The sequence below is a fragment of the Enemella dayhoffiae genome (assembly GCF_002250625.1).
In the GTDB taxonomy this organism is placed as follows: domain Bacteria; phylum Actinomycetota; class Actinomycetes; order Propionibacteriales; family Propionibacteriaceae; genus Enemella; species Enemella dayhoffiae.
Genome location: NZ_NMVQ01000043.1, coordinates 21,828 through 38,871 on the forward strand (window position 1 = coordinate 21,828; position 17,044 = coordinate 38,871).

At 70.1% G+C, this 17,044-nt stretch carries 14 protein-coding genes; 8 read left to right on the forward strand and 6 right to left on the reverse strand.

What is annotated here, in order from left to right; translation table 11 throughout:
• The first annotated feature begins 112 nt into the window (after window positions 1–112).
• The 5 genes from CGZ93_RS14120 to CGZ93_RS14140 all read left to right on the forward strand — a co-directional run bounded on the left by CGZ93_RS14120 (window position 113) and on the right by CGZ93_RS14140 (window position 6,860).
• On the forward strand, window positions 113–532 hold the full coding sequence (locus CGZ93_RS14120; protein ID WP_094364800.1) for a DUF5318 family protein: 420 nt from the start codon (window positions 113–115) through the stop codon (window positions 530–532).
• The gene (locus CGZ93_RS14125; protein WP_094364801.1) at window positions 525–2,813 is read left to right on the forward strand and encodes a transglycosylase domain-containing protein; all 2,289 of its coding nucleotides are present in this window, start codon (window positions 525–527) and stop codon (window positions 2,811–2,813) included. Before CGZ93_RS14120 ends, CGZ93_RS14125 begins: the two co-directional genes overlap by 8 nt.
• A 90-nt stretch (window positions 2,814–2,903) precedes the next feature.
• Window positions 2,904–5,507, forward strand: a complete 2,604-nt coding sequence (locus CGZ93_RS14130) for a glycosyltransferase 87 family protein (RefSeq protein WP_094364802.1) — start codon at window positions 2,904–2,906, stop codon at window positions 5,505–5,507.
• Entirely contained in the window at window positions 5,495–6,175 is a 681-nt protein-coding gene (locus CGZ93_RS14135; RefSeq protein ID WP_176451777.1) for a DNA alkylation repair protein, read from the forward strand. Before CGZ93_RS14130 ends, CGZ93_RS14135 begins: the two co-directional genes overlap by 13 nt.
• Window positions 6,176–6,413: 238 nt before the next feature.
• Entirely contained in the window at window positions 6,414–6,860 is a 447-nt protein-coding gene (locus tag CGZ93_RS14140; RefSeq protein ID WP_229117473.1) for a hemerythrin domain-containing protein, read from the forward strand.
• Here CGZ93_RS14140 and CGZ93_RS14145 read toward each other — a convergent pair.
• Together CGZ93_RS14145 and CGZ93_RS14150 are read right to left on the reverse strand one after the other, a co-directional pair.
• On the reverse strand, window positions 6,823–7,500 hold the full coding sequence (locus tag CGZ93_RS14145) for a B3/B4 domain-containing protein (RefSeq protein ID WP_229117474.1): 678 nt from the start codon (window positions 7,498–7,500) through the stop codon (window positions 6,823–6,825). The genes CGZ93_RS14140 and CGZ93_RS14145 overlap by 38 nt on opposite strands.
• The gene (locus tag CGZ93_RS14150; RefSeq protein ID WP_094364804.1) at window positions 7,497–8,384 is read right to left on the reverse strand and encodes an EamA family transporter; all 888 of its coding nucleotides are present in this window, start codon (window positions 8,382–8,384) and stop codon (window positions 7,497–7,499) included. The genes CGZ93_RS14145 and CGZ93_RS14150 overlap by 4 nt, the downstream gene beginning before the upstream one ends.
• Window positions 8,385–8,413: 29 nt before the next feature.
• Here CGZ93_RS14150 and pdxR point away from each other — a divergent pair, with 29 nt between their 5' ends.
• Entirely contained in the window at window positions 8,414–9,925 is a 1,512-nt protein-coding gene (pdxR, locus tag CGZ93_RS14155; RefSeq protein ID WP_094364805.1) for a MocR-like pyridoxine biosynthesis transcription factor PdxR, read from the forward strand.
• A gap of 10 nt (window positions 9,926–9,935) precedes the next feature.
• Here pdxR and CGZ93_RS20135 read toward each other — a convergent pair whose 3' ends face one another.
• The 4 genes from CGZ93_RS20135 to CGZ93_RS14170 form a co-directional block, all read right to left on the reverse strand.
• Window positions 9,936–10,037 (reverse strand): CGNR zinc finger domain-containing protein, encoded by a 102-nt coding sequence (locus CGZ93_RS20135; protein ID WP_141211222.1) that lies wholly within the window; start codon window positions 10,035–10,037, stop codon window positions 9,936–9,938.
• A gap of 12 nt (window positions 10,038–10,049) precedes the next feature.
• Window positions 10,050–10,445 (reverse strand): type II toxin-antitoxin system VapC family toxin, encoded by a 396-nt coding sequence (locus CGZ93_RS14160; protein WP_094364806.1) that lies wholly within the window; start codon window positions 10,443–10,445, stop codon window positions 10,050–10,052.
• The gene (locus tag CGZ93_RS14165) at window positions 10,442–10,678 is read right to left on the reverse strand and encodes a type II toxin-antitoxin system Phd/YefM family antitoxin (protein ID WP_094364807.1); all 237 of its coding nucleotides are present in this window, start codon (window positions 10,676–10,678) and stop codon (window positions 10,442–10,444) included. The genes CGZ93_RS14160 and CGZ93_RS14165 overlap by 4 nt, the downstream gene beginning before the upstream one ends.
• 72 nt (window positions 10,679–10,750) lie before the next feature.
• Window positions 10,751–11,383, reverse strand: a complete 633-nt coding sequence (locus CGZ93_RS14170; RefSeq protein ID WP_094364808.1) for a TetR/AcrR family transcriptional regulator — start codon at window positions 11,381–11,383, stop codon at window positions 10,751–10,753.
• 154 nt (window positions 11,384–11,537) lie between these two features.
• Between CGZ93_RS14170 and CGZ93_RS14175 the strand changes: the two genes are divergently transcribed.
• On the forward strand, window positions 11,538–14,324 hold the full coding sequence (locus CGZ93_RS14175; RefSeq protein WP_141211223.1) for an MMPL family transporter: 2,787 nt from the start codon (window positions 11,538–11,540) through the stop codon (window positions 14,322–14,324).
• The gene (locus tag CGZ93_RS14180; RefSeq protein ID WP_094364810.1) at window positions 14,324–17,032 is read left to right on the forward strand and encodes a YhgE/Pip domain-containing protein; all 2,709 of its coding nucleotides are present in this window, start codon (window positions 14,324–14,326) and stop codon (window positions 17,030–17,032) included. Before CGZ93_RS14175 ends, CGZ93_RS14180 begins: the two co-directional genes overlap by 1 nt.
• Window positions 17,033–17,044 lie beyond the last annotated feature (12 nt).

Below are 17,044 nucleotides of genomic sequence, written 5' to 3' on the forward strand. Positions count from 1 at the left end.
CTGCGACCTTGGTCCAGTTTTCCACGCCACCGGTCCGAGCCACGACTGAAACTGTCCGAGCGGGCCGCGCGGACGCCGCTGAACGCTGGAACCCCGTCGTACTCTGGACGCCATGTGGAGCCGCCGGGAGGTCATCGACTATTCGCTGCAGCGCCGGAACACGTTGTCCGCGCTGCGGCGACGCGTGCGTACGCTCACCCCGAACGACGCCTGCGACGCCGACCCGATGCTGATCCGGGCCGCCCTGCACCACGGTGAGGAGTCCACCGACTCCTGCCCCATCTGCACGCACACGCCGATGGTCCACCTGAACTATGTGTTCGGCGATCAACTCGGGCAATACTCCGGGCGGATCAAGAACACCCGTGAGCTCGAGGAGATGCAGTCCGAGTTCGGTGAGTTCAAGGTGTGCGTGGTCGAGGTGTGCACCGAGTGCGGATGGAACCACATGATCCAGTCCTACCTGCTCGGTGACGGCGTACGCCGCCGCCCACCGCGCCGTCAGCAGACCGTCGAGGATATCTATGGCTGAACCCGCCAAGCGCACGTCGAGTCGAGCGAAGGGCTCGAAGAAGCAGCGGGGCAGGTTCAAGGCCATCGCGCTGCGCACGCTCACCGTCCTGCTGATCGCCGGGCTGGTCACCGGAATCGCCGGTGTCGTGGGCGTCGCCTGGGCGTACCAGAGGACCGAGATCCCCGACCCGAACGCCGAGTTCCAGTCGAACACCTCTTATGTCTATTTCCGCGACGGCGAAACGCGGATGGGCAACTTCATGATCCAGAACCGGCAGTCGATCGACTACGACAAGATGCCGGCCTCGATCAAGGATGCCGTGGTCGCGGCGGAGAACCGCACCTTCTGGACCGACCGCGGGATCTCCATCCCGGGCATGATCCGCGCCGCGTTCACCATTGCCAAGGGCGGTGAGATGCAGGGCGGCTCGACGATCACCCAGCAGTACATCAAGATCCTCTACCTGACCTCCGACCGCACCCTGACCCGGAAGTTCAAGGAGCTGTTCCTGGCGGTGAAACTCGGCCGCGAGGTGCCCAAGGAGCAGATCCTGCAGGGCTATCTGAACACCATCTATTTCGGCCGCGGCGCCTATGGCATCCAGTCCGCCAGCCGGGCATACTTCAACGTGAACGCCGACCAGCTCACCGTTCCCCAGGCCGCGGTGCTGGCCAGCGTGCTGAACAACCCGTCCGCACTCGACCCGAGCGACCCCGAGGACCACCAGCGCCTGCTCGACCGCTACCGCTACACGCTGCAGGGGATGGAGGAGATGGGCAAGCTGTCCGCCGCCCAGACCGTGGAGTTCTCCCAGAAGCTGCCGGACTTCCCCGAGATCCCGCTCAACCAGCGGTACGCCGGGTCGAACGGCTATCTGCTGAAGATGATCGAGCAGGAGTTGGCGGCCAAGGGGATGAGCCAGGCGCAGATCGCCGGCGGCGGGCTGAAGATCGTCACCACCTTCGACACCGCCGCCCAGGACGCCGCGGTCGCCTCCGCGCAGAAGTACACCCAGCAGGCCGCCACCCGCGCCTCGAAGAAGCAGGACCCGAACCAGCTGCACGCGGCGATCGCCTCGGTGGACAACGCCAGCGGCGAGGTGCTCGCCCTCTATGGCGGCGCCGACTATCTGAAGAGCCAGCGGAACTGGGCGACCACCGCCCGCCAGACCGGGTCCACCTTCAAGGCGTTCGCGCTGGCCGCGGGGCTGCGTGATGGGTTCAACCTCTACAGCACCTTCGAGGGCGACACGTTCACGCCCAAGGGCGACTCGGTGCCCTCGCGCAACGAGTTCTCCCAGCAGTACGGTCCGGTGAACCTGATCGAGGCGACCGCCCAGTCGATCAACACCGCCTTCGTCGACCTGACCGTCCAGCTCAGCGACAAGGGCCGCAGCAACGGCCCCGAAAAGGTGCTCAAGGGCGCCGAGGACGCCGGCGCTCCGCGCGGCAGCGGCTGGGACCCGAACTCCAACCGGATCACCCTGGGCATCCCCGAGGTGAGCCCGCTGGCGATGGCGGGGGCGTACGCCACCTTCGCCAACGACGGCAAGCAGATCGCCCCGCACGTGGTGCGCGAGGTGTTCGACGACAAGGGCAACTCGATCTACAAGGCCGACACCACCGGCAAGCAGGCGTTCGACCAGGGGGTGGCGCGCGATGTGACCTTCGCCCTGTCCAACGTGGTCGAGCAGGGCACGGGCCGCCAGGTCGCCACCCTCGACCGCCCGGTCGCGGGCAAGACCGGCACCGCCGGCGTACGCGATGACGTCATCTCCTCCTGGTTCGTCGGCTACACCAAGCAGATCTCGACCGCGGTGATGTACGTCGCCGGCGATGCCGGCACCTCCGACCTCGACCCGTTCGCCCGACCGGGGGACCAGACCTTCTTCGGCGGCTCCTATCCAGCGATGACCTGGGCCGACTACATGAAGGTGGCGACCAAGGGGCAGAAGGTGCTCGACTTCCCCGACCCGGCCTTCGTCAACCGGAACAAGGCGCGCAACCCCGCCCCGACCAAGTCGACCAACCCGACCGCCCGGCCGACCCCGTCGGCCAGCGCCGCGCCGAGCACCCCACCGCCGACCTCCTCGGCACCGCCGACGACCCAGCCGCCGACGACCCAGCCACCGACGACGCAACCCCCCACGACCCAGCCGCCGAGCAGCCGGCCGCCAACGACGACCGGGCCTCCGCCGACCACCAGACCGCCGGCCACCGCACAGGCCACCCAGGGTGGGCCGGGTGGCCAGGGCGGTCAGGCCGGGCAGCAGACTGCGCCGCGAACCTCTTCCCCCTAGGCTGGCCACCGCACGTGCAGGTGACCGGCTGAAAGGAGCGGTGTGGCCCGTCCTGGCGCCCAGACGACGGTTGAGCCGTTCGTCCAGGCAGTGACCACATTCATCGGTGGACCGCTTGGCCGCCACGCCGCTCGCACCGGACGCCGGGCGTACTCGTGGATCAACCCGGGCACGGTCGCACTGGCCGTCGCCACCGTGATGTGGGTGCTGGCGGTGATCCGACAGGACCCGTGTCGGCAGGTGCTGCCGAACGTCGCCCCGAACGGGTTCATCGAGCAGTGCTATTCCGACATCCCGCTGCTCTATCGCGGCCGCGGGCTGGTCGACGGAAACGTCCCCTATTTCGACTCCGGCGACTATCAGGTGCTCGAATATCCGGTGCTGACCGGCTATTTCTTGGAGCTGATGCGCCGGATCACCGCCCTGCTCGGGGCGCCGGTCGGCCCCGGGCTCAGCGAGGAACAGGCCATCTCGGCCACCAACACGTTCTATTCGGTCAACATGGTGGCGCTGTTCGTGCTGCTGGTGGTGCTCGTCGTGGCCCAGCTCGCCTCCACTCCGGGGCGGCGCTGGGACACCCTGATGATCGTCGCCTCCCCCTCGATCATCCTCACCGGGCTGATCAACTGGGACCTGCTGCCGGTCGCGCTGACCGCCCTCGGCATCCTGTTCTGGCAGCGCCGGCAACCGGGTGTCGCGGGGGTGCTGCTGGGGCTGTCGATGGCCGCCAAGTTGTACGCCGGGTTCCTGCTCGGGCCGCTGCTGCTGCTCTGCCTGCGGACCGGCAGGTGGCGCGAATTTCTGCGCACCCTGGGCGGCTTCCTGATCGCCTGGGCGCTGAGCAACCTGCCGGTGATGATCTTCGCGCCGGTGCAGTGGAGGGAGTTCTGGACCTTCAACTCCGAGCGGGCCGGCGACTTCGGCTCGCTGTGGTACCTGTTCGTGCTGGCCGGCAAACCGGTGGTCGACCTCAACCTGGTCTCCACCACCTTCTTCCTGATCGGCTGCGCGGCGATTGGGGTGCTGATCCTGCTCGCGCCGACGCGGCCACGGATCGGGCAGGTCTGCTTCCTGGTGCTGGTCGCCTTCGTCGCCACCAACAAGGTCTACTCCCCGCAGTATGTGTTGTGGTTGCTGCCGTTCCTGGCACTGTGCCGGCCCCGGTGGCGGGACTGGATCATCTTCGGCATCGGCGAGTGGCTCTATGTGATGGCCATCTGGGGCCACCTCGGGCAATACCTCACCCCCGGTGGCGGTGGTCCGGACAAGCTGTTCTGGGCCGCCACGGTGCTGCGGCTGCTGACCCAGCTGTGGGTGTGCGCGGTGGTGGTACGCGACATCCTGCGCCCCGAGCACGACCTGGTCCGGGTCGGTGCGCTGCCCGGGGACCGCTCGGCGTACGCCGACGACCCGAGCGGTGGCGTACTCGACGGGGCGCCGGACACCCCCTTCTGGGGGAACGTGCAGCGCCGCGGGGCGCAGGCCCTGGCGGGCGTACGATCGGTGATCCCGCCGCGCACCCGGCCCGGCACCCCACTGCCCGGGGTCACTCCCCGGATCGACCGCTGGGACCGGGCCGGCGGCCGCTGGGTCGGCGTGACCTGGGTGGTGAGCCGGCTGCTGCTGGTCGCGGTGGCGGTGTTCGCGATGGCAGAAAGCGGACGTACCTTCTCGGAGGTGCTGCTCAACTGGGACGCCGAGCACTACATCGGGCTGGCCCAGGACTGGTACCAGTACACCGGCAATCCTGAGATCGACAAGCGGATGGCGTTCTTCCCCGGGCTGCCGGCGCTGCTCAAGGCGTTCATGACGATCGGCATCCCGGGGGAATATGTCGGGCTGGTGATCTCGCTGATCGCCTCGGCGTTCGCCGCCGCCGCGCTGTATCGGATGGGCGGGGTCTGGGCCGCCGTGCTGTGGTTGTGCGCCCCCGCGGCGATCTTCACGATGATGCCCTACACCGAATCGCTGTTCTGCGCCTTCGCCTTCTGGGCCTGGGAACGCGCCCGGGCCGACAAGTGGTGGCAGGTGGCGATCCTGGCCTCGGCGGCCTGTTCGGTGCGGGTGTCAGGGCTGTTCCTGATCGGTGCGCTCGGGATCATGGTGCTCACCTGGCGGATGCCCCCGGGCACCACGTTTGGTCAGCGGATCGTGGGTTGGCTGAAGCGGGCGGTCTGGTTGATCCCGCCGGCGCTGGTGATGTTCGCCTACGCCGCCTATCTGAAGAAGCTCACCGGCTCCTGGATGATGTGGTATGAGGCGCAGGCGATGGGTTGGTCGCGGCACTGGACCCCGCCCTGGCAGAGCGTGAAGACCACCCTCGATGTGATCCTCGGCCCGCAATATGACGGCAACCCCGGCTGGGACCTGGTGTTCACCTTCGAGCTCTTCTCGATGGCGTTCGGTCTGCTGGCCGTCGGCTGGTTGCTGCGGCGGCGGATGTGGGCCGAGGCGGCCTGGGTCGGGGTGCAGGCGTTCGCCTTCTCCACCTCGGAATGGCTCTTCTCGGTCAACCGCGCGGTGCTGCTGTGGTTCCCGATCTGGATCATCGCCGCCGAGTTGATCGCCTGGAAACCCGTCACCCGCCGCGGGATCGTGCTGCACCGGGGCCTGCACATCGGCTGGATGCTGGGGTCGGTGATCACCATGATGTGGTGGGCGCGGATGTTCTATCTGGGGCAGTGGTCCAGCTAGGCCACGCCATCCGGGCCGAGCTGGCCGCGGCCGCGGACCCGGCGCGTGCCGAATCCATGCGGGCGTACCTGAAATCCGAACTGCCCTGTCACGGGATCGGCAACGCTGCGGTGCGGAAGCTGGTCGCGGCGCGGCTGCGCGGGGTGGCGCTGTCGGCCGCGGAGTGGGAGCGGCTGATCCGCGAACTCTGGGACGGTGCGGAGTATCGCGAGGAGCGGTTCGCGGCGCTGTCGGTGGCGCGGGCACGGGCACGGGCGTACCGGCGGTACGCCGAACGGCCGGAATCGCTTGCACTGTATGAATATCTGATCCGCACCGGGGCCTGGTGGGATCTGGTCGATGAGACCGCGCACCTGGTGGAAGGCGTGCTGGTGGCGCACCCGGAGGCCGCGGCGGCGGTGTTGCGCCGGTGGGCGGTCGATCCGGATGTCTGGGTACGCCGGGTGGCGATCACCGCGCAGCTGCATCGGGGCGCCGGGACGGATCTGGCGCTGCTGGCGGATGCCATCGCGGGGTCGGTCGATGACCCGGATTTCTTTGCCCGCAAGGCGATCGGCTGGGCGCTGCGGCAGTACGCCCGCACCGATCCGGACTGGGTACGCGGCTATCTGGCGGCCCATCCCGAGCTCTCGCCGCTCTCGATCCGCGAGGCCAGCAAGCACCTGTGAACGCCCACCTCTCACGATCTTGGTGACGGTGTGCGGCGCTGTTAGGCTGGCGTCAGCGTCGCGTGTCGGTGGCACTCTGTGTCAGGCATGGAGGCGTGGGATCTGAGGGAGGACGACATGGTGATGTCGACCCCTTCGCTCTCTCGTGACTGAGGGCGATGACACCGGGCCAGCAACCCGGAACCACAGCACGGACGGCGCGCAGTCTGCGCCGCGATCCGGGGATGAGGGTGCCCGATTGGTCGCCTGGGCGACCGAGCTGCGGCAGGTTCATGTCCGGCTCCGTCAGGCGTTGCGCGTCGCGCAGGCTGCTGCCGCAGCGGGACACTCGCCCGAGACCGCGGGGCGAGAACTGCTGGTGTTCTGTCACGGCTTCTGTGCGGCGTTGACGGGGCATCACGAGGGTGAGGATCGCGAACTGTTCCCGGCGATCGCGGCTGCGCATCCAAAGCTGCGGGACACATTGCGGTCTCTGCAGCAGGATCACTCGATGATCGCCCACCTCGTCAATGGGTTGCAGTCGTCGGTGACTGGATCGGCGACGCCGGCGGAACTCGCCCGGTACCTGGAGGGGATCGCCGCGATCATGGAGAGCCACTTCCACTACGAGGAACGGCAACTCCTCGAGGTGCTCGAGACTCTCGCGCTCAACGCCGACCCCAGGCGCGTTCTCGGCCCCCTCTGACCACCCGACCGGGCACGATCCGCACGAGCTCGGCCAGGGCGTCGGCCACCGACACCGCCCCCTCGGTGTGCATCGCCTCCACCACGATCAGCGCCCGGCGGGTCTCCGGCCGGATCGCCGAGTGCCCGCTCTGCCGGTGACACCAGCGCCGGGCGTGCGCCTCACCGGCCGCGTCGGCGAAGATCACCTCGCCGGGTTCGGGGTGCTGCCGCTCCCCGGAGAAGGCCAGATAGCTCTCCTCGCCACTGGCCCGGCACACCTGCAGCGGACCGGTGACCCGGTCCAGATCGAACGGCGCCACCGGGATCGCGTACGCCGCCGAGACGGCATTGCAGGCATCCACCAGCGGGTGGATCGCCGGCAACTCGCCAGACTTCCGCAACCGCCGCAGCAGCGCCTCGGCCGCGCACCGGTAGTCGGTCGGCCGCAGACCCATCCGCGCGAACGCAGCCCGCCAGGCCCGGATCTCGGCCAGGCCGGACTCCGGCCCGTCGGCGAACCGTGCGGTCGCCCGGTCGAGCAGCGCGGCGATCTCGGTGTCCGGCCGCCGGGGATCGTGGTCCAGTTCGACCAGCATGGTGCCGAAGGACAGTTCTGCGAACTCGGCGCGGAGCTCCTCGGCGTACCCGAACTCGCTCATGCGAGGCCGCCAGGCGTCGAGGCCGCGGTCAACCGCGGGCGACGCAGTCCCACCGCCAGGCCCGCTGCCACCAGGCCCATGCCGGCCCAGACCCCCGGCCCGGGCACCCCGCCGACCAGTGCGACCCCGGCCAGGGCGGCTGCCACCGGTGCCAGCCCCGCGAGCAGCACGGCCCGATCGCTGCCGAGCCCGCGCACGGCGGAATACCAGCAGACGAAGGCGATCGCGGTGACCGCCACGGCGAGGAAGGCGATGCTGGCCCACGCCGGACCAGTCAGGCTCAGCGCCGCGGCCGGGCCCTCGAGAGGCAGCGCGATCACGGCGAACATCACCGCCGCCAGCCAGACCGCGTGCACCGACACACCCCAGGCGCCGAGGCGACCGATCACCGGCACCGCGAGCAGGGTGAACCCGGCCTCGCAGGCCAGCAACAGCAGCGCGAGCAGCGCACCGGTCGGGTCGGTACGCCCGAAGCCGATCACCAGCCCGGAGCCGGCGACGACCACGCCCGCCGCCGCCAGCGCCGCGGCCCGCGGCCGGCCACCCTCCAGGAAGGGACCGACCACGGCGACGATGACCGGCGCCCCGGCGACCGCGACCGCCAGCACGGCCGGTTCGGCATGCGCCAGCCCCCGTACCACTCCGATGTTGAAGAGCACCTGGCCGATCGCGGCCACCCCGATCAGCCACAGCCACTCCGGTCCGCGCGGCATCGGGACCCGTACGCCGAGGACGCGCGCGGCGAGGATCAGCATCAGTGCCGCGGCGGCGTACCGGATGGCCTGGGCGGTGAACAGCGGGGCGTCGATCAGGAGGTGGGAGACAGCTGTGCTGGCACCGACGATGCCCATCGCCAGGGCCCCGCCGAGAACAGATTTCATCATGGAGCCAGCAAATCGGGCATGATGGACCGGTGAACAGGGCCAAAGTGGGCGTGATCGATGAGTCCAAACGCTCGCCTGCGGCACCGTCGGGACTGGACTTCCTGCAGCTCGACCCGGCGGCGCGGCCCGACGGCGTGGGCGTGACCGACTGGCTGACCGGTGAACTGCGGGCCGCCATCGACGACGGCCGGCTCCCGGTCGGTTCGCGCCTGCCGCCGACCCGCGAGCTCGCGGACGGGCTCGGCCTGTCCCGCGGGGTCGTCACCGAGGCGTACCGCCGGCTCGGCGATGAGGGCCGGATCCGTGGTCGCGGCCGCGCCGGAACCCTGATCGAGGCAGCCGCGCGCACGGCCACCGGGGCCGCGCAGCCCCGGCCGGACGCGCCGGACCGGGCGGCATTCTTCGACCGAGCACCCGCCGCGGGGCTGGTCGACGATCTGCGCGAGCTGCCCGCGCGGATCGACCTCGCCCCGGGCCGGCCGGACCTGACCGCCTTCCCGCGGGCCGCCTGGTTGCGCGCCGAGCGGGCCGTGCTGGAGGAGTTGCCCGCCCCACTGCTCGGCTACCCCGATCCGCGGGGTACCCGGGAGCTGCGCGCGGCCGTCGCCGGTTGGCTGGCTCGCTTCCGCGGCATCGTCGCCGACCCGGGTGAGCTGATCATCGTCGCCGGCGTGGCGCAGTCGCTGACCCTGCTCGCGCAGCTGCTGCACCGAGACGGTGTGACCCGGTTCGCGGTGGAGGACCCCGGCTCGCTCGGTGCGCGGGGAGCGTTGCGGGCCTGGGGGCTCGCCACCCCGCCGGTACCCATTGACGACGACGGGCCCGACATCGCGGCGCTCGAGGCGAGCGGGGCGGCTGCGGTGCTGGTCACCCCCGCGCACCAGTTCCCGACCGGGGTCGCGATGGCGCCCGAGCGCCGGCACGCCCTGCTGGATTGGGCCCGGCGGACCGGCGGGCTGATCGTGGAGGACGATTACGATGCCGAACACCGCTACGACCGCGCGCCGGTCTCGGCGCTGCGCTGCCTGGACCCGGACCTGGTCTGCTACACCGGCAGCGTCTCCAAGACCCTCTCCCCGGCGCTGCGGATCGGCTGGCTGCTGCCGCCGGCCCGGATGCGGGACCGGCTTGCGGTGCTCAAGCGGGACACCGACCTGGGGAATGCGACCCTGCCGCAACTCGTGCTCGCCCGGCTGATCACCAGCGGAGCGCTGGAGCGGCAGCTGCGCCACCTGCGCCGGCAGCAGCAACGGCGGCGCGACGCCATGATCGAGGCGATCGAGCGGCACCTGCCGCACGCGGAGGTGCACGGCGCGGCCGCCGGGGTGCACCTGACGATCACGCTGCCTTCGGGCACCGACGACGTGGCGCTCGCTGCGGCGGCGCTCGAACGCGGGGTCAAGGTGCACCCGTTGTCCTGGCACACCCAGCTCCCCGGTCGCCCCGGGCTCGTGCTGGGGTATGCCGCGACCGCCGGTGCGGTGATCGATGAGGGCATCGGCCTGGTGGGGGAGGCGTACGCCGAGCAGGCCGTCGGGTGAGTCCGCCCGCTCAGCGGCGGCGGGCCCGGTGGGCCGCGGCCTTGGTCCGGTTCTGGCAGCGGGTCGAGCAGAACTGCGGCGCTGCTCGCGCTGGCGGCCGCGACCCCGGCACTGGGCCGGCTGGTCAGCGGGTACTGATGACCGGGGTCATCGCTCCCGCGCCCAGCGTTCGGTCGCTCGTCGCGATCGCGAGGCCGCGCCGAGTGGCCTGGGCGACGATCATCCGGTCGAACGGATCGCGGTGCTCCCAGTTGAGTTGACCGGCCAGGGATGCATCGGCGGAGTCGATCGGGAGGTCGTCCGCGGTCAGGGCTCGGAGGGTGTCGCTCCAGCCCGCCAGCAGTCCGGCACCGTTGAGTCGGCCGATGCGCGTCTTCGTCGCAATCTCCCAGGCCGAGGCTGCGGAGACGTACAGCTCGTTCGCGGTGTCCTGGAGGATTTCCAGCGCCTGCGGATTCACGCGCGCGGGCGAGGCCGTCAGCCAGAGCAGGGCGTTGGTATCGAGAAGGATCGCGGTCACGCCGTACGCCCTTCCCAGGCAGCGAGCTCGTCGTCGGACAGCGGCGCGTCGAAGTCGTCGGGCACCTCGAGGCCCGGGAGATGCCCGAACCTCCGCTGCTGCGGCGTGACGGGGCCCACCACCGCCACCGGACGGCCGTGGGAGGTGATGGTGATCGAGACGCCCGTCGACTCGACCTCGGCCAGCAGGGCACTCAGCGTGGCCTTGGCCTCGGTGCTGCTGATCGTTTTCATACCCAGACGGTACAACCATTCTGACCGGTCATACTAGTCAGATCTGTTGCTGGGTGCGCTCGACCAGGTGCGTCAGTCCTGTACCGGGCGTACCAGGTTGCGCAGCAGCGCCTTCAGGTCGGAGGTGCCGGCGCCTGGGGTGGTGCGGCCGAGCAGTTGGTCGAAGTTGCCCGCCTCGTGCACCGCATGCAGCAGGTCGATCGCCTGGCGCGCGGGCAGACTGAGGTGTACGCCGCGGCGGCGCAGCCCCAGCTCGATGAGGGACCCGAACAGCTCACTCATCTCGGCGTCCAACTCGTTGAACATCACCGCGAACTCGGCGTTGCGGGCCGCGTGCAGGCGCAGCTCCAGCTGCAGCAGCTGGATGTTGCGGTCGGTCGGCTGGATGGCCACGAAGGTGTCCACGGCCGAGTCGATCAGCTCATCGAGCGGCTGCTCGCCGGTGTCCAGGACCTGCGCGATCGCGGTCTCCGCGGCGGCCAGGTGCTGCTGGCACAGGTCGCGCAGCAACGCGGCACACAGCTCGTCCTTGGAGTCGAAGTTCGAATAGAACGCCCCCCGGGTGAAACCGGCCTGCTCACAGATCTCCTCGACGCTGGCGCCGTTCACCCCCTTGTCGGCGAACACCTCGATCGCGGCGGTCATCAACCTGCGGCGGGTCTCGGCACGCCGCGGAGAGAGGGTGGCCTCGGGCTGCACGATCATTCGGTCCTCCTGCCCCGGTCGCGGTTGCGGCGTGAATCTCGAGGTTCGCACGGTGGGGGCTCCGGCCGGGCATAACCACTGACAAAGTTTGCGTACACCACTGTATCGGATACATTTCTGTATCGCATACAGATCTGTATCGAAAGGTGTGCGGGTGTCGTCATTCCTCTACGAGCTCGGCCGGGCCTGCTATCGGGCCCGCCGCAAGGTGCTGGCGGCGTGGCTCGCCGCTCTCGTCCTGCTGGTCGGGCTGGGTGCGGCGACGATGGGCAAGTTCTCCGACAAGTTCGACATCCCCGGTGCCCCGGCGGCGGCCGCGCTGACCCATCTGCGGCAGACCTTCCCGCAGGTGGCCGGCGTCCGCGCCACGGTGCTGGTGGTCGCGCCTCCGGGGCTTACCGTCGACGACCCGCAGGTGAAGCAGGGGATCGAGCGCAGCCTCGACCTGTTCAAGCAGGTGCCGCTGGTCGACAACGTCAGCTCCCCCTTCGACGAGTTCATCAAGGGCATGATCAACCCGGCCCGCGACGCGGCGATGATCAACGTCTCGCTCAAGCACACCGACGCCAGCGAGGTGACCGACGCCGAACGGGAGCTCCTGCAGGAACAGGCGCACCAGGTTCAGGCGCAGATGCCGCCCGGCACCAGCGTGACCATGGGCGGTGAGGCGTTCTCGGTCGAGGTGCCGAAGATCTCCGCCGTCGAGGCGATCGGCGTCGGGGTGGCGCTGGTGGTGCTGATCCTCACCTTCGGCAGCGTGCTGGCCGGATTCGTGCCGGTTGCCACCGCGCTGATCGGGGTCCTGCTGTCGATGGCACCGATGCTGTTCGCCACCCGCTTCACCAGCCTGAGCAGCACCACACCGATGCTGGCGCTGATGCTCGGCCTGGCCGTGGGGATCGACTACGCGCTGTTCATCATCTCCCGGCACCGCGATCAGCTCGGCCACGGCATGGAGGTGGAGGAGTCGGCGGCACGCTCGACCGCTACCGCCGGCTCCGCAGTCGTCTTCGCCGGACTGACCGTGGTGATCGCCCTGGTCGGGCTGTGCCTGGCCGGGATCCCGTTCCTCGCCGCGATGGGCATCTTCGCCGCGATCACCGTCGCCCTGCAGGTGCTGGTCGCGCTCACCCTGGTGCCGGCCTTCCTCGGCTTCCTCGGTGAGCGGCTCCGGCCAAAGCACGCCCGCGGCGAGATCGACCATGAGCAGGTGGCCGCGCGGCGGGAGCGGAGCATCTGGACCCGATGGGTACGCCTGGTCACCCGCTTCCCGATCGTCACCGTGGTGATCGTGCTGGTGGGTCTGGGTGCGCTTTCCGTGCCCGCCAAGGACATGCGGCTGTCGCTGCCCAACTCCGGGATGCATCACGCCGGTGCCCCCGATCGGGTCACCTACGACCTGATCGAGCAGCACTTCGGCAAGGGATACAACGGTCCGCTGATCGTCACCGCCGACATCATCCACTCCAACGACCCGCTGAAGCTGGTCGACGACCTCAAGGCGGAGGTGCAGCGGATCCCGGGCGTGGCCTCGGTCCCGGTGGGCACCCCGAACCTGAATGCCGACACTGCCTTCCTGCAGGTCGTGCCGACCGGCGGACCCACCGACGACTCCACCAAGGAACTGGTGCAGGCGCTGCGGGACAAGCACGACGAGTGGCTGCAGCGCTATGGCACCGACACCGCGGTGACCGGGGTCACCGCGATCCAGATCGACATCTCCGACAAGCTTGCGGCGGCCCTGGTGCCGTTCGGCATCTTCGTGGTCGGTTTCTCGCTGATCCTGCTGACGATGGTGTTCCGCTCGATCGCGGTGCCGATCAAGGCGACCATCGGCTATCTGCTGTCGGTCGGTGTCGCCTTCGGCGCCACCGCGATGGTGTTCTCCTATGGCTGGTTCGCCGGGCTGATCAACCTGGAGAAGCCGCAGCCGGTGATCTCGTTCTATCCGATCCTGCTGATGGGCATCCTGTTCGGCCTGGCCATGGACTATGAGGTGTTCCTGGTCTCGCGGATGCGCGAGGATTACGTGCACGGTGACCCGCGAGACCCGAACAGGGCCAACAAGGCCGTGCACACGGGATTCGTCGGCTCGGCCAAGGTGGTCACCGCCGCCGCGGTGATCATGTTTGCGGTGTTCGCGTTCTTCGTGCCCAACGGCGAGGGCCCGATCAAGCCGATCGCGTTCGGGCTCGCGGTCGGTGTGGCCGTCGACGCGTTCATCGTCCGGATGACCCTGGTGCCCGCGGTGCTCGCCCTGCTCGGGGAGAAGGCATGGTGGCTGCCGCGCTGGCTGGACGAGCGGCTGCCTGCGTTCGACGTCGAGGGGGAGGCGCTGGAGCACATGCTGTCGTTGCGGAACTGGCCCTGCCCGGGGTGCACCGACGTGCTGCACACCGAGGGGTTCGGCGTACGCGATCACCACGGTCCGCTGTCGGCACCGGCCGATCTGCACCTGGCGCCTGGTCAGGTGCTGGTGATCGAGGGTCAGCCCGACGTCCGCAGCCCGCTGCTACTGGGGCTGGCCGGGCGTACCCGGGCGGTTGACGGCAAGGTGAAGGTGGCCGGCCTGGTGCTGCCCGAGCAGGCGGGAGCGGTACGCCGTCGGGTCGCGCTGATCGACGCCCGGCACCCCGACGGGACCGCCGCCCACGCGTCGATCCGCGGCGACCTGGCCGCGGCGCTGCGCGACGAGAAGGTGGAGCTGATCATCGTCGACGGGGCCGATGCGGTCGGCGATCACGACGAGCGGGCCGCCATCGCCAGCCTGATCGAGGAGGCCGGCGACGGCGAGCGACGTCCCGGGGTGATCCTCGGCGTCGCCGACGTGGAGGTCGTCGCCGATCTCGCCCCGCGCGGGTTCGACGCGTTCACCCTGGCCGAACCCATCTCTCACCAGACCTCAGAACTTGTTGCCAGCAACGGAAAGCAGGAGCACTGATGGGCAACCCACTGTTCAGCCTGGAGCGGTCCGGCCACGACCAGCCGGTGCGCTGGTGGTCGATCATCGGCGTACTGCTGGTGCCGATCCTGGTCGCGCTCGGATTCCTCGGCGCCACCTGGAACTCCCAGGAACGCCTGCACCGGGTCGAGGCCGCCGTCGTCAACCAGGACGAGATGGTCGAGCTGAACGGGCAGAAGGTGCCGCTCGGCCGCCAGCTTGCCGCCGGGCTGACCGAGCGCCGCGACGACAACTTCCACTGGGTGCTCGCCGACGAGTCGCACGCCCGCGACGGGCTCAAGTCGGGTCGCTACGCCGCGGTGATCACCATCCCCAAGGACTTCTCCGCCAACGCCACCTCGTACGCCGGGGACCCGGCCAAGGCGCGCCGGGCGACGATCCGGGTGCAGACCTCCGAGACCGTCGGCGTCGCCGACGCCGGGGTCGCCCAGGTGATCGCCGAGACCGCCCGGGCGCAGCTGAACACCACCCTCACCGAGGCCTACCTGGACAACGTGTACCTCGGTTTCAACAAGTCGGGTGAGTCGTTCAAGGAACTGGCCGACGGCACCGCCAAGCTCGCCGACGGCGGTCAGGGGCTGGCCGACGGGCTGAACCAGTCCAAGGACGGGTCGCGGCAACTGGCCGACGGTCAGAAGTCGTTGGCCGACGGCATCGGACAGACCGCGACCGGCTCGAGCCAGCTCGCCGACGGGCTCGACAAGGCTCACACGGGCGGTCTGCAGCTGAAGACCGGTGCCAGCCAGGCCGCCTCGGGGGCCGAACAGCTGGCCGCCAACGGCCCCAAGCTCGCCGGTGGAGTTGAGCAGGTGGCCGCCGGGCTCGAGCAGCAGGCCGCGGGCGCGGACCAGAAGAAGGCGCAGGTGCAGCAGCTGCGCGATGCCGGAGCGCCGATTGCCGGTGGCGCCGCGAAGCTGGCAGACGGGATGCAGCAGCTGAAGCAGAACACTCCCGCGGTGCAGAGCGGGGCGGTCGGGCTCGCCGACGGCGCCGCCGAGCTCGGGCAGGGAGCGGCCGGCCTGGGCGGCGGGCTGAGCCGCGCGGTCGACGGCACCGCCAAGCTGGTCGACGGGGTCGGCGGTTTCAGCAACGGCCTCTCCCAACAGGCGGCCGGGACCAAGCAGTACGCCGACGGGGTCGGCAGCTACGTCGGCGGAGTCACCCAGTTCAACAGCGGGGTGGGCAAGTACGCCGACGGGGTGAAGACCTATGACGCGGGCCTGCAGCAATATCTCGCCGTCATCTCCAGCGGGCAGTACGACCTGATGAGCGATGCCCAGAAGGCCCAGTTCCGCCAGCAGGCAAGCACCCTCGCCGCCGGATCCAAGCAGTTGTCCAGCCAGGGCCAGACCCTGAAGCAGGGCGGGAACACCCTGGTCCAGGGCGGCTCCCAGCTACCGGCCGGAGGGCAGAAGCTGGCCGGGGGTGCCCAGCAGTTGAGCCAGGCGGCAGAACCGCTGCGGGACGGGGTTTCCCAGCTCCGCCCCGGCGTGACCCAGCTCCAGCAGGGCGCTGCGGCGTACCAGCAGGGGGTGCAGAAGTATCAGGCCGGTGCCCAGCAGTACCGGGACGGGACCGGACAGTACTTCGCCGGGGTGGCCGCCTCGGCCGACGGGGCCAGCCAGCTCTCGGGTGGCCTGACTCAGTATGTCGGCGGGGTGAACCAGCTTGCCGACGGGCTGATCAGCCAGCTCGACGGGCTGCCCGGCCAGGCGGCCGGCGTACGCCAGCTCGCCGACGGAACCAAGGCGTACACCGACGGAGTCGGTCAACTCGCCCCCGGGATCCGGAAGCTGTCCGACGGCGTCGGCCAGTACGTCGACGGCATCGGTACCGCCGCCGACGGCGCGCACAAGCTGTCCGAGGGCATTGCCACCGGGCTCAAGCCCGGCGCCGACAAGCTCGGTGACGGTGGTACCCAGCTCGCCGACGGACTGGCCAAGGCCGCCGACGGTGGCCAGCAACTGGCCAAGGGCCAGCGCGACCTGGCCAACGGCGTCGCCGAGGGTGCGGACAAGGTGCCGCACTACACCGAGGCCGACCGGGGCAACCTCAAGGGGGTCGTCGCCCAGCCGGTCGCCGGCCAGGGGACCCCGGAGCTGATTGCCCAGTCCACCGCCACCTCGCTGCTGATGGTGCTCGCGCTGTGGCTCGGTGGCCTGGCCACCTATCTGGTGGTGCGTGCGGTGGCCGCCCGGGTGCTCACCTCACGCCGGCCCACCTGGCAGCTCGCCGCCCGGGCGATCGCACCCGGTGCCGCCATTGCCGCGGTGCAGGCGGTGCTGCTCACGGTGGTCGGGCAGCTGGTGCTCGGGCTGTCGCTGCCGAAGACCCTGGGGGTGCTGGCGCTGATGCTGCTCGGCGGGGCCACGTTCGCGGTGCTGAACCATGCGCTGGCGGCGTGGTGGGGCGGCTTCGGTCGGCTGGTGTCGGTGGTGCTGGTGACGCTGACGGCGGCCGCGGGGCTGACCTCGGCGGTACCGGGATTCTTCGACACGGTGGTCCCGTTCCTGCCGCTGACGCCGGTGCTGCAGGGGATCCGCGCGGTGATGACCGACGGTGGCGGTGTGGCCGGTGCGGTCGGGATGACCCTGCTCTGGCTGGTCGTCGGCCTCGGTGCCTCGATCGCCGCGGTGGCGCGGCGCCGGGTCGCCCCGGTCGTCTCGCCGCGCACCCGTACCGCCTGACCCGCACCGCTG